The organism is Hathewaya proteolytica DSM 3090 (genome assembly GCF_900142225.1).
Classification (GTDB): Bacteria; Bacillota; Clostridia; order Clostridiales; family Clostridiaceae; genus Hathewaya; species Hathewaya proteolytica.
The window spans coordinates 1-13,656 of record NZ_FRAD01000023.1; the positions used below are offsets into that span (position 1 = coordinate 1).

Genomic DNA, 13,656 nt, shown 5'->3' on the forward strand with positions numbered 1-13,656 from the left:
AAAGGCTACTGAAAATGCTACAGTTGCAGTTCAAGCTCAGAGCGAAATAAAAAATGTAGAGCTTGAAGATGGAAAACTTGTAGTTAAAACAGACAAGCAGTATGCAGATAAAGCTTATGCTTTACTTGTAAAAGGAACAGAAAAACAGGAATTAACATTGAACTATGGAAATGGACAGTATGTTTCCAATGCAAAAACTGGAGAAGGATGGAAGGTAAGTTTTGTTATACTTACCGATGCTGCAGGAAATGCAAAGGCAATATACAATAGTGGCGAAAACGGTCTATATGGAGTAAATATGGATGAAATGGCAACTATAAAATTCCAACCTGTAATTACCGATAAAGCAGTAGAAACTACTTTAGCTTTTGAAAGTGCTTCTACTACAGAAGTTGCAAAAGTATTAGTAGGTGCTTACGATGCTAACGGTAAACTTATAGCTTCATCTGTAAAGAACGTAGAAGTTAAGCCAGGTGAAACAATTAAAGTTGAAAATATAATTACAATTCCTACAGAAGCTACAACAATTAAGGTATTCTTATGGGAATCAAAGCCTAACTTTGGACCATTAAAGAGAGCCTTCGTTAAGAATCTAAAGTAAATTTATATAAAAAGCAGGAACACATATTTAGTGTCTTGCTTTTTTTAATTTGTAAAAAACTATTGACATGTATTTAATAATGTGATACGATAAAATACAATTTCATATAATCACAAGACGATGATAAGAAGAGTAGTGAATACAAAAGCATATAGAGAGCCAGGGTAGGTGAAAGCTGGTTGCGGAAGTATTTATGAACATGGCCTTTGAGTCTGTTTCTTGAGCAAAACTTGTTAGAGAAACATGGTTTCAACCATTAAATTGAAAGCAGTCCCATGTATATGGTGCTGTTATTGAGGCATATACGGCGACGTATATGCAAAGTTAGAGTGGTAACGTGTATATTCACCTCTATGGAATTATCCATAGGGGTTTTTTTATTGGAAAAATTAAAGGAGGAAATAATAATGTGTAAAGGAAAACCGTTTTATATTACAACCCCAATTTATTATCCATCAGCAAAGCTCCATATAGGAAATACCTATACTACCATTGCGGCTGATGCAATTGCAAGGTATAAGAGACTTACTGGGTACGATGTAATGTTCTTAACTGGAACTGACGAGCACGGTCAAAAAATACAGAGGCTTGCAGAAAATAAAGGTGTTACGCCAAAGGATTATGTGGATGAAATTGTAGATAGCATAAAAGAGCTATGGAAACTCATGAATGTCAGCTATGATAAGTTTATAAGAACCACGGATTCATACCATGTGGAATCGGTAAAAAAAATATTCCAGAAATTTTACGAGCAAGGCGATATTTATAAAAGCTCTTATGAAGGATTATATTGTACGCCATGTGAATCCTTCTGGACAGAGAGCCAACTTGTAGATGGAAAATGTCCTGATTGTGGAAGACCTGTGGAAAATGCAAAAGAAGAAGCGTATTTTTTCAAAATGTCGAGATATGCACCTAGACTAATTGAATATATAGAAAGTCATCCTGATTTTATCCAGCCGGAATCTAGAAAAAATGAGATGCTGAACAATTTCTTAAAACCAGGATTGCAAGATCTTTGTGTTTCAAGAACTACTTTTGACTGGGGGATTCCTGTGGAATTCGATAAGGGTCATGTAGTTTATGTGTGGATAGATGCTCTATCAAATTATATATCAGCATTAGGTTATGAAAATGACAAAGAACAAATCATGGATAAGTATTGGCCTGCAGATGTTCATCTTATAGGAAAAGACATATTGAGATTCCATACAATATATTGGCCAATTATGCTTATGGCTCTTGATTTGCCACTGCCAAAACATGTATTTGGCCATGGATGGCTTATGTTAGAAGATGGGAAAATGTCTAAATCTAAAGGAAATGTAGTTCAACCGGAATTGCTTGTGCAACATTTTGGAGTGGATGCAGTGAGATATTATCTTCTTCATGAAATACCTTTTGGAGCAGACGGTATATTTAACAATGAAATATTTATAAAGAAAACAAACTCCGATCTTGCAAATGACCTTGGAAATCTTGTTTCAAGAACTGTAACCATGATCGACAAATATTTTGAAGGTGAGATACCAGGTCCAGGTGAGAAGCAAGCAATTGATGATGAACTGGTGAATTTAGCATTGGCGACTCCAGCAAAGGTTGACAAACAGATAGATTGCTTTAAGATACCATATGCATTGGATGAAATATGGGAATTAATAAGAAGGACTAACAAATATATAGATGAAACACAGCCATGGGTTCTTGGAAAAGATGAAAATTCTAAGAGCAGACTTGCTACAGTGTTGTATAATCTATCAGAATCCTTGAGATTTACATCTATTTTATTAAGTGCATTCTTGCCAGAAACCAGCTTAAAAATCAATGAGCAGCTTGGTATAAAAAATATTTCCTATGAAAGCTTACAAAGCTTTGATGGAACAGTGGCAGGAACCAAAGTTAATAAAAATGGAGTAATATTCCCAAGAATAGATGTGGAAGCAAAACTAGAAGAGTTAGGAAAAATATTAAATAAGCAAAAGGAATCAGCAGCCCAATGCAAAGAAAAGTTTCTTCCCCTAAAACCTGAAATCGATTTAGAGGATTTTCAGAAAATCGACCTTAGAATAGCAAAGGTTTTAGAATGCGAGACAGTTAAAAAAAGTGATAAGCTTTTAAAACTTAAAGTAGATATTGGCGGGGAAATAAAGCAGGTGGTTTCAGGAATTGCAAAATTTTATAAACCAGAAGAGTTAGTAGGTAAAAAGGTTATCATGGTAGTAAATCTAAAGCCTGTGAAGCTAAGAGGAGAAATCTCTGAGGGTATGATACTTTCAGCAGCGGCAGAAGATGATAGTATTTTAAGTGTGACAACAGCTTTAAAAGATGTACCTTGTGGATTAATTGTTAGATAAGATGAATTTGTTTATTATAGTGCTCTATCAGAAGAATGATAGAGCACTAAATGGAAGAGGGAAATTAAATTGATAAAAGAAGTAATTGTAGTTGAAGGACGAGATGACATAACGGCAGTGAAAAGGGCTGTAGATGCTGAAATCATTGCAGTGGGTGGATTTGGAATAAATAAAGCTATTATAGATAAAATAAAATCTGCACAGGAGCGGTGTGGCGTTATTGTGCTTACAGACCCTGATTTTGCAGGAGAAAAAATAAGGCGTATAATAGCAAAGCGAGTTCCGGGAATAAAACACGCATATATTGGCAGGGATGAAGGAACAAAAAATGGAGACATAGGAGTAGAAAATGCTGTCCCCCAGGCCATTCTTAGGGCATTAAATGGCGCAAAGTGCGAAACTATTGACAAAAACGAATTTTATGATATAGACGATATGATATATTTTAAACTTACAGGATGTAGCGACTCCAAGAGGAGAAGAGAGTTGCTTGGAAAAAAACTTGGTATAGGGTATGGAAATTGTAATCAAATAATAACAAGATTAAATAACTATGGAGTGGACAGAATAGAATTTATTGAGGCTATAGAGTACATAGAAAAGAATATATAGCACAATATTTTTAGAAATCTAAAATAATGAAATTCTAATGGAGGAAATATGCATGGAAAAACTAACTACAAGAGAAGTTGTGGCTAGAAATGAATTTAAATTTTCAAAAGCCTTAGGACAAAACTTCCTTACGGATGAAAAGGTCTTAAAGGATATTGTGGATGCTGGAGAAATTAGTGAAAATGATCTTGTTATTGAAATAGGGCCAGGTGTGGGTACTCTCACAAGAGAACTTCTAAAAAAGGCTAAAAAAGTTATAGCTATTGAACTTGATGAAAGGCTAATAAATATCCTTAAGGAAGAACTTTCAGATTTCCCTAATTTTCAACTTATACATATGGATGCTCTAAAGGTGGACTTTAATTCTTTGATTGGTGAAGAAACTAGTGTTAAAATTGTGGCCAACTTGCCATACTACGTAACAACCCCAATAATAACAAGGTTGTTAAATGAAAGATACAATTTTAAATCCCTTACAATAATGATACAAAAAGAAGTTGCAGAGAGAATAGCTGCAGATGCCAATAGTAAAGAGTATGGGGCTTTGTCTTTACTTGTTCAATACCATTGCAATGCAAAGATTGTAAGACACGTTTCACCTAATTGTTTTCTACCAAGGCCTAAAGTAGATTCTATTGTTATTAAACTTGATAAATTAGATAAACCTAGGGTAAAAGTTGAAAAGGAAGATTTGTTTTTTAAGGTAATTAGAGCAGCCTTCAATATGAGAAGGAAAACCTTATGGAATGCACTTAAACCTATGGGATTACCAAAAGAACGCATGGAAAAGGCTTTTGAATTAAGCAACATAGATCCATCTAGGAGAGGAGAAACTCTTAGTATAGAAGAATTTGCTAGCTTATCAGACAATATACTTAAGCAGAGTGTTGATTTTTAAAAAAATTTTATATTAATAAGGCATTTTTTTATAGTCTCTTCATATATTATAGGGAATAAGTAGTATATGGAGGGACTAATTTGGCTTCTAGAAAAAGTTATTCAAGATATTTTATAATTTTACAAGAGGATGAAAAGGGGTATGTATTAGATAAGGGTAAAAGCTCTTCGGGGTACGTTAAGTTAGAAAGAAAAAATGATAAGTGCAAAGTTTCTTGTTACGCTCAAAATATTAATCCTAGCATGGGACCTTATTACGTGGTTCTTATATGCAAAAATGAAAGTCCAGGTAGAATGGTTGTACTAAAAAAAGTTGACGTAGATGCTCAGGGGAAAGTAGATACTACGTGTGAATATGATGCTGGAAATATTGCAGGGTCCAAAATGTCTATGCAAAATATAATAGGGGCGACTTTAGGCAAAATTGCAGACGGCAACGTAATTCCGCTATTAACAGGATTTCTTACTTCTGAGGCACCAAAAAACTGGAAAGAATATGAAATAATTAATGAAAAAAAGACTATTGAAAACGAAGTAAAGACGCAAGAGGAAATAAAGAAGCAGGATGAAATAAAGCAACAAGAGGAAATAAAGAAGCAGGATGAAATAAAGAAGCAGGATGAAATAAAGCAACAAGAAGAGATAAAGCAGCAAGAGGAGATAAAACCAAAAGAAGAAATAATTAAGGAAGAAGTGGCTAAACCAGAAGAAGAAATTAAGCCAGATGAAACAGAAAAACCAAAAGAAACAGAACAACCAAAAGAAGTAGAACAACCAAAAGAAACAGAACAACCAGAGGAAATGGTACAACCACAAGACGAAATTAAACCGGCAGAAGAAGACGGTAGTATTTCAGGGGAAGTATTTGATAAATACGAAAAAAATGTAGAAAATGTTGTAAAAAATAAAGAAGGCAAGGATTATAGGGGGAATGAAGACCCTAAACGAGAATTCTACACTCTTCAGGAACATATATTGAGAGAACACAATCTTAGTGATAAAGAGACCTTAGAAGACATGGATATCCCAACAGGAAGAGTTGGAGCTTATTTTAAAAGTCTTGTATATGAATTCGAAGAGATAAGGGAAATGGGGGAAGAGGTGCCTAATTGTAGATGGTATAAAATACCTGTAAATTCCCTAGAAGACCTCTACGACTCCTCACAATTTAACAGATATACCATAATATATTACCCTATGATTTGTTATCATTCATTTATAAAACCATATAAGCATTTTTGCATAGGATATCAGTGCGATAAACAGGGCAAACTGCAATATGTTGTATATGCTATACCTGGCATGAGGGATAGAGATAACCAGCCTTATGGAGGTAAAACGGGATTTGTAACCTGGATTCCTACTAACAAAAATCAGGGCTATGGATATTGGATCATGTTCTATGATGTAAAAAAGTGTACAACTGTTGTTCCTATAAAAAGATAAAAACTTAAAGCTCTAGTACTCCTTATATAAGTCATATAGGAGTATTAGAGCAAATGGGCATATATTTGTGTGGAGGTAGGTATATATTATGGAAAAAAATAATGAAAGCAGCATGAGCACTGTTTTAATATTATGGTGTCTTGTAGTTATAATGTGCTTTAGCGGTCAATTTTTTTACGGAAAAATAAAGCCTGCATCTTCGGTGAAAAATGCAAAGGAAGTCGTACAGTATGATTTTTGGAATGATAAAGGCCAAAATAAACATTGCGATTTTCCGGTTCATTGGGAAGTTGATGAGGATAAAAATAAAGAAACAAATAACGTGAGATTCTATGGGACTTTTAAGAGCCAAGCAGAAAATTTATATGGTTACATTAAAATATTTAACAATAAGGATGATTTTCATGGGCTGATTAATAAAGAATGCATGGCTTTATCTCAAAATCACAATGTGTACCATATTAATAATGATAAAATAGAAAATAATAATGTAAAAGTTACATACTGTACTGTGGATGTATATAACATGAAAACATATCACGAAAGTTATTTTATAAATAATAAATGTGGAAATGTGGAAATTTCATTTTCAAAAGCTTATGGTGGATTTGACAAAGAAGATAGAAATAATATAAATACAGTTCTGGAAAGCATAGTGGATAAATAATCCACTATGTTTTTTGTCTAAAAACATAAATTTTTAAAGGAAATAATAAGTTTTTGTAGAATACAATTTAGTAGGATAAATAAAGTTATTAGTTTTTATCATGGTTTTACTATCCTAAATAAAAAAATTATAATAATAAAAGGAGGATTATATTTAAATTACCTTTATATCTTAGGAAGTATGACTCAACGTATAATGAAAATTTTAAAGGTAAGGAGTAGAAAAAATGGCGAAGGGTAAAGTTAGTAAAATTAAAAGCAAAAGAGTATTTCCTGCTATTTGTAGTTTGATTATTTTAGTTTCTTTTATTATCACTTCCAATATTGTCTTAGCGGAAGAAATTATTAGCCCCACTGTGGCTAACACTCCTATTATGGGGGAGCAAGTCATGAGTCGTGGACAAGCTTTCACTTTCTTAAGAGAACGAAATAAAGCAAAGACAGATATTTATATTGAAGAGTTTGTTCAAATTACATGGGAAGAGGCTAAAATAGAGGGAATAAGACCGGATGTAGCTTTTTGTCAAATGATGTTAGAAACGGGATTCCTTAAATTTGGTGGCGATGTAAAGGAAGAGCAAAATAATTTTGCAGGAATCGGCGCTACAGGTTCGGGAGCTCCAGGACATTCATTTCCAAGTATAAGAATTGGAGTAAGGGCAGTAATTCAGCATTTAAAGGCATATGCATCTAAAGAACCATTAAATCAAGAGTGCGTAGATCCAAGGTACCATCTTGTTAAGAAGGGATGTGCACCTTATGTGGAAGACCTATCGGGAAAATGGGCTGTTGGTTCAGATTATGGTGGTAAGATTATTTCTCTTATTAATACAGGAAAAGAATTAATTGATCATCAAGCAGTGAGCTCTTTAAAAGATTTTTACGTTAAAGATGCTAAAACTCAGAAAACCATAGGATTTGAACAGTTATTCAACAATAGAGAGTACTATATAACTGCTAAGGCAGAATCTACTAATAAACCATTATATAAATTTTGGACCAAGAATAACAAAACTGGTGAAATAAAGATATTAACAGATTATACTGAAAACGACAAATTTTTATGGAGTGCACCAGCTAACACTGATTATTATTCTATTGGAGTATGTGTAAAAGATAAGTACGCAGTTCCTGAAATTGAAGTTCAAGATCAGTGGGAGAGAAATGTAAAGGTAGTTGCTGGTAAAGCTAAGGTATCAAATGTTGCTATATACAGTGGTAATAAGAGAGTAGACAACAATGAAATATTCAATGGAATGCAGTATACTTTAAGAGCTACAGCAAAAGCAGACACAGAGGCACTATATCAGTTCCGCATTAAGGATTTAAATACGAACAAGTGGACTGTACTAAGAGATTTCTCAGAGAGTAGCACTTACCAATGGAAAGTAACTTCTGATTCTGACAATTACGTATTAGGAGTCCGTGTGAAGGATAAACATGGTAATGAAGGAGTATATGGAGAAAAGTATTCCGGTGTTATTATAAAGACCTTAAGTGGCAGCATAGATAATTTTAATGTATACAATGGATCCAATGTGGTAAATGAAGTTAATGTGGGAGATACGTATACAATTAAAGCTACTGCTACAGGAATAAATAATCCGGTTTATAGATTTTGGATTAAAGACGTAAACAATAAAAACATATCTGTACTTAAAGATTATAGCACTGCTAGTGAATTTAAATGGGTAGTTAACGGTGTGGGTGAGAGATATATCCTAGGCGTTGATGTTCGTGGAGATAACATGGATTCGTCTCAAAAGTTCACTAAGCAGGTAGAGGTTAAAGCAATTAATACTGGTGCCAAATTGGAGAGTTTTAACTCATACCTTGGCGATATGGAAATAAGCACAGGTATTCATGTTCCAGGTGCTAAGTATACTTTAAAGGCAAAGGCTACGTCGAAAAATAGGCCAATGTACCAGTTTTGGGTTAAAGATGTTTTAGCAAATAAATGGACTATGATAAAGGATTATGGATATGAGAATACTTGTCAATGGACAGCTCCTAAAGTGGGAGAAGATTACCAAATCGGTGTCCATGTAAAGGACGAAAGAAGCATAAGAGATTTTGATGATCATAAATATGTTTCTGTAAAAATATATCAACCTGAAGTAGAACCATGTAAGGTTGACATTGTTTTGGATGCTGGCCATGGTAATACAAATTTAAAAACCAATGGTATAGACTCTGGTGCTGTAGGTGTGGGGGGCGTGCTTGAAAGTAACTTAACTCAGATCTACGTGAAGAAATTAGGAGCATATTTAGAGTCTCTTGGATATAAGGTGCTTTATACAAGGGATTTTCTAAAGGGTTATAATCAGGTAACTGACGATTTACAGCAGAGAGTAGACGTAGCCAACTATAATAATGCCTCTTTGTTTTTCAGTATGCATTTTAATAGCTATGCGGATCCATCTGTAAGTGGCATAGAATCATATTATAGTTCTTTTAGACCTAATTTAGACAACACTGATATTGTAAGTACAGAAAATCTTACTTATGATAAGACACCTACTCAGGCGGCTATAGATAGCAAACAGCTAGGAGCTGATATATTGAATTCCCTTTCTACATTAGGTTTTAATAATAGAGGTGTAAAGGATAGGGGCTTGTATGTAACAAAAAATACAAATATGCCTTCAATATTATTAGAAGGTGGTTTTCTTACTAATTCTGATGAAATAAAAAAATTAACTGATCCGAGTTTCCAAGATAAAATGGTGAAGATTATAGGCGATTCAGTAAGGGCATTTTTAGATAAATAATTGATTTAAATGTAAGGACGTATTATAATAAAATAAAGTTGACATGGGAGAGGCTGTGGCTTCTCCCATTTAATTGGGAGGGAAAATATGAGACTGTATTTATTCGAAATTTTTGGATTTAAGATTCCATCATATGGGGTCATGATTTGTATCGGCTTAATTTCTGCGTTCCTTATCACCATGAAAATTGGAAAAAAACATGGCATGGATGAGGATGACTTATATGGTCTTTTTATTCAAACTGTAATATTTGGAGTTTTAGGTGGAAAACTATTGTGGATTATAACTGAATTTAAAAGTGTTATAGAGGAGCCTATGAGCATAATAACAGAATTCGGTTATGGATTTGTTATTTATGGTGCCATAATAGGCGGAACACTGGGGATTTTATTATATGCTAAAAAATTAAAGTGGAGTTTTTTTGATATAACGGATCTTGCAGCACCGGCAGTAGCAGTTGCTCAAGGTTTCGGAAGGATTGGCTGTTTTCTTGCAGGATGTTGCCATGGTAAGGCCACCCACAGCTCTTTTGGTGTACTATTCCCATCAAATTCTTTAGCACCATCTACCATGAGATTATATCCTACTCAAATAGCATCTTCCATATTCGATTTTATTTTGGGAGTTTTTTTAATTTGGTATACAAGTAAGAATCCCAAAAAAGGTAAAACTACGGGACTATATTTTATTATTTATAGCATAGGTCGTTTCATTGTTGAGTTTTTTAGAGGTGATGAAAGGGGAAATGTAGGGTTTCTAAGCACATCGCAATTTATAGCCATATTCATACTTATTGGTGGCTTAGTTGTATTCTTTTACGATAAAATAAAAAATAAAAAAAATGCTGAAAGTAAAAATGAAGATTAAAGTAGGAGTTATGTATATATGAAAAAACATATATTTATAATAGCCATAATGTGCTTGCTTTCAATAGCCATTACAGGATGTACCACTATTAAAAAACTAGAATTGAAGTTAGGTATTAGAAATGAAAGTTTTGAGTACATGAAAAATGAAAGAGAAGTGAAAAAGCTGGTAATACAGAGTGAACGGGATAAGGGATATAGATTCGAGGTTACCAACAAAGAAGTAATAAATGACATTGCTGAAATTCTTTCCAAAGCTAAAAAAACTAATGTTAAATCAGAGTTCCAGAATGATTACATAATAGAAGTATATGAAAAAGGTGGCACTGTTAAACAATATAAATATGTAGCTGGCCTTGACAAAAGGTATGGAGGTAACTTCTATAGCGAAGAACAGGGCGAAATATTTATTGTCTCCTCTAGATTGGATAAGGACATAATAGATAATTTTGGAAACATAAGAAAACCAATAAAATTTAATGAGATATATTATGATGGTATCTTGAAAGCCATGGACGCTTACGTAAAAAATAATAAATACAACAAAGATAAAGTCATGGGAATAGACCTTCGTGATGATATGGAGATACAGAAATATATGTTGTCTCTTGATATAAATGATTTTCAAGAGAAAATGAAGGAAAGATATCCATTTGTGAAATTTGGAGAAAAAACTTCAGATGATGATTATACTTTAAGTGTAAAGACGGAAGGATATACAAATAAAGTATATAAGATGGTCTTAAATTTTATTGATAATAAAACTTCAAAGGAACAGAAATACTATGCATGGGGTACACTAGATACCTTTAACGATTGGGTTATTAAGGTGTTTTCATCTAAGCCTAACGATTTCTAGTGACTAAAATACTAATATAAAATATATGAAAGGGTGTATTAAATGAGCAGTTGTAGTGAATGTAAAAACAAAGATAAATGTTCAAAGAGCACTGGAACAGCATCATGTAATTTACTAAAAATAAAATACGGAGAAGTAAAAAATGTGGTGGGTGTAATTAGTGGAAAAGGTGGCGTAGGGAAATCTACTGTTACTGGTATACTAGCCTCTAAACTTAGAAATGAAGGGTATAGTGTAGGTGTGTTAGATGCTGATATTACTGGTCCATCTATGCCAAGATTTTTTGGGATAAATGAAAAAAGATCGGAAGTGGTCCCAACAGGAGAAAAGGATTCTTTTAAATTCATCCCTGTAAGCACTGAAAAAGGCATTGTGGTGAACTCTCTAAATCTTATGACTGAAAGAGAAGAGGATCCTGTTATTTGGAGAGGCCCTGTTATAAATGGTGTTCTCAACCAAATGTTTTCAGATACGGAATGGGGTGAGCTTGACTATCTTTTAATAGATATGCCTCCTGGGACTGGAGATGTGGCGCTGACGGTGATGCAAAGCATGCCAATAGATGCTATGATAATTGTTTCAACTCCTCAAGACATGGTGTCCATGATAGTTAAGAAGGTAGTTAATATGGCAAAAAAACTTAACATTTCATTGCTGGGTGTAGTAGAGAACATGAGCTATGTAACTTGTAATTGTGGAGAGAGAATTAGGATATTTTCTGAAAAACCTGCCATTGAAGCTGCTAAAGAGCTGGGGTTGCCATTGCTTAGCGAGATGCCTATTGATAGAGAAATAACAAAGCATATGGAAAATAAGGACATAGAGAAATATCTATGTCAACCTGATTTGTACGATGATTTATTGAACAGTTTTAAAAGTGAATACAAGAAAATTTTAAAATAAAAAAAAGCTGGTCCATGGGAGACCAGCTTTTTGACTTTAGTAATATTTATTTTGTAAGCCTTAGACAATTCAAAACTATTGGTAGGCAACATAAAGTTTCTATCAGTATCATTGATAGAATAGAGAAATCAAAAGAGAGATACAGTAAAAGTGACATAAGCTTTACTATAAAACAGAATATAAAGTTTTGTAGTATAATTTTTTTTGTCTTTTTACTGAAGTTTATGAGTTTCTTTATTGTTGACATTTCACTATAATTTATTACAATATCTGCAGCTTTAAGAGCTAGCTCATCATTATTTATATAAGAAGTAACTCCTATATCACTCATACATAAAAGATGCACATTATTTATATAGTTCCCAAAGAAAATGACATTTGAATATTTGCTTTTGGATGACATAATGTTTTTTAGTATTTTACGGCGAATAAATGGCATTGGTAAGCAAGAGATTATATCTATGTTAAGGTTGTCTATGGTCAAACTTAAAGATGTATAATTGTCATTGTCATAGGCCTCTGATTCTAAGGGGAAGTACTTTAAAATCACAATTCGGCTTACATTGCTGCCCTTTAATTCCTTTATTAGCTCCAATTTATCAGATAAAATGTAGTTTTTAAAGTCCTCTATAGTGTTAATTTGTGTTTCCATTTTTATGAATGAATCATCAATAACTAAGGTATCAATTTTATTTAAACCCTCTAGAACAACGTGATTTCTGAGGCTTATACCCTTTTTTCTAAGGGATTTTATTATTCCAAGATAAGAGATATATACATTTGTAATTAATGCAATGGGCGCAAATAAAAGCATATATTTATAGGCTTTTTTTGTATAAAACAAAAGTTGTGCATCTTTATTAAAAATAGGTGGTAAAAAAATGTATAAAATAGCTAGGAAAATTAGTACGGTTATGTACATGTTAAGAATTCTGTTTGTTACATTTACTTTTTTCGATTTAGCAGAAACACTATTTAATATGGTGTTTTTTGTTTTTATAACAGTGGAGTTAGCGAAGTCTCTAGTAACTTTTACTGTTATGGTGCTTTCTAAATTAGTAGATCCGTTTAATACTTCATCGTGGATTTTAACAGTTCTAGGTTTTGAATTTCCGGTCAGCTTGTATTCGCTTACAGTGGATTGGCCTGATATTACAATGCCATCTAGAGGAATCAGCTCTCCTTCAGAAATGGTGATAGTATCTCCCACAACTATGTCATTTGGTGATTGGGTAATAAGCTCTCCATTTATCTTTATATTGGCACTTTTTGGCATAAAGTTAAACAGGTTGATAAGGTTTTTATTGTATTGCTTTTTATATATATCCTGGGTGATATAGTGGATTTTGAATAAAATACATATTCCAATACACAGTGAGTACTCTTTAAAGACGCAAGCTCCAATAATGCATATTAACATAAATATGTTTTCATTGAGGGAATCACCCACTGTTAAATCCTTGAAAGCTTCGTAAATAATATCATAGGATATAAAGATAAGGCTTATTATGTGAATAATATTCCTTGAAGTCACGGTAAGGTGATTAAAAATTGAGATTATAAATAAAATGATTCCTATGGTCAAAGGCAATATATGCTTTAATAGAATCATGCAAAGTCTAGATTTTTTCATACTTTTTCCTCCTATATAGCCATATAAATATATTCTATCATAATATAG

General features: G+C 33.1%; 11 protein-coding genes and 1 other annotated feature. Of the genes, 10 read left to right on the forward strand and 1 reads right to left on the reverse strand.

The window, feature by feature from the left end; all coding sequences use genetic code 11:
• The 10 genes from BUA73_RS14140 to BUA73_RS11350 all read left to right on the forward strand — a co-directional run.
• A partial coding sequence (locus BUA73_RS14140; protein ID WP_178139262.1) for a hypothetical protein occupies positions 1-601 on the forward strand: 601 nt, incomplete at its 5' end.
• 111 nt (positions 602-712) lie between these two features.
• Positions 713-957: a binding site (T-box leader), on the forward strand.
• Between the two features lie 51 nt (positions 958-1,008).
• Positions 1,009-2,955, forward strand: a complete 1,947-nt coding sequence (gene metG, locus BUA73_RS11310; RefSeq protein WP_072904235.1) for a methionine--tRNA ligase — start codon at positions 1,009-1,011, stop codon at positions 2,953-2,955.
• Between the two features lie 69 nt (positions 2,956-3,024).
• Positions 3,025-3,567, forward strand: coding sequence for a ribonuclease M5 (gene rnmV / locus BUA73_RS11315; protein ID WP_072904236.1), 543 nt, complete (start codon positions 3,025-3,027; stop codon positions 3,565-3,567).
• 52 nt (positions 3,568-3,619) lie between these two features.
• Complete coding sequence (gene rsmA / locus BUA73_RS11320) at positions 3,620-4,465, forward strand: 16S rRNA (adenine(1518)-N(6)/adenine(1519)-N(6))-dimethyltransferase RsmA (RefSeq protein ID WP_072904237.1); 846 nt, start codon at positions 3,620-3,622, stop codon at positions 4,463-4,465.
• An 80-nt stretch (positions 4,466-4,545) separates the two neighbouring features.
• Entirely contained in the window at positions 4,546-5,910 is a 1,365-nt protein-coding gene (locus BUA73_RS11325) for a hypothetical protein (RefSeq protein ID WP_072904238.1), read from the forward strand.
• Between the two features lie 88 nt (positions 5,911-5,998).
• Entirely contained in the window at positions 5,999-6,577 is a 579-nt protein-coding gene (locus BUA73_RS11330) for a hypothetical protein (protein WP_072904239.1), read from the forward strand.
• A 226-nt stretch (positions 6,578-6,803) separates the two neighbouring features.
• Positions 6,804-9,347, forward strand: coding sequence for an N-acetylmuramoyl-L-alanine amidase (locus BUA73_RS11335; RefSeq protein WP_072904240.1), 2,544 nt, complete (start codon positions 6,804-6,806; stop codon positions 9,345-9,347).
• 87 nt (positions 9,348-9,434) lie between these two features.
• Positions 9,435-10,214, forward strand: a complete 780-nt coding sequence (locus tag BUA73_RS11340; RefSeq protein WP_072904241.1) for a prolipoprotein diacylglyceryl transferase — start codon at positions 9,435-9,437, stop codon at positions 10,212-10,214.
• 18 nt (positions 10,215-10,232) lie between these two features.
• Positions 10,233-11,072, forward strand: a complete 840-nt coding sequence (locus tag BUA73_RS11345; RefSeq protein WP_072904242.1) for a YhfM domain-containing protein — start codon at positions 10,233-10,235, stop codon at positions 11,070-11,072.
• 42 nt (positions 11,073-11,114) lie between these two features.
• Entirely contained in the window at positions 11,115-11,975 is an 861-nt protein-coding gene (locus BUA73_RS11350) for an Mrp/NBP35 family ATP-binding protein (protein ID WP_072904243.1), read from the forward strand.
• 46 nt (positions 11,976-12,021) lie between these two features.
• Here the strand turns inward: BUA73_RS11350 and BUA73_RS11355 are convergent, their stop codons facing one another.
• Positions 12,022-13,608, reverse strand: a complete 1,587-nt coding sequence (locus tag BUA73_RS11355; protein WP_072904244.1) for a P-type ATPase actuator domain-containing protein — start codon at positions 13,606-13,608, stop codon at positions 12,022-12,024.
• Positions 13,609-13,656 lie beyond the last annotated feature (48 nt).

Bases quoted from the DNA above. Each gene is read 5' to 3' on its own strand.
- metG (WP_072904235.1), top strand. From the start codon at position 1,009: ATGTGTAAAGGAAAACCGTTTTATATTACAACCCCAATTTATTATCCA.
- rsmA (WP_072904237.1), top strand. From the start codon at position 3,620: ATGGAAAAACTAACTACAAGAGAAGTTGTGGCTAGAAATGAATTTAAA.
- BUA73_RS11330 (WP_072904239.1), top strand. From the start codon at position 5,999: ATGGAAAAAAATAATGAAAGCAGCATGAGCACTGTTTTAATATTATGG.
- BUA73_RS11335 (WP_072904240.1), top strand. From the start codon at position 6,804: ATGGCGAAGGGTAAAGTTAGTAAAATTAAAAGCAAAAGAGTATTTCCT.
- BUA73_RS11340 (WP_072904241.1), top strand. From the start codon at position 9,435: ATGAGACTGTATTTATTCGAAATTTTTGGATTTAAGATTCCATCATAT.
- BUA73_RS11345 (WP_072904242.1), top strand. From the start codon at position 10,233: ATGAAAAAACATATATTTATAATAGCCATAATGTGCTTGCTTTCAATA.
- BUA73_RS11350 (WP_072904243.1), top strand. From the start codon at position 11,115: ATGAGCAGTTGTAGTGAATGTAAAAACAAAGATAAATGTTCAAAGAGC.
- BUA73_RS11355 (WP_072904244.1), bottom strand. From the start codon at position 13,608: ATGAAAAAATCTAGACTTTGCATGATTCTATTAAAGCATATATTGCCT.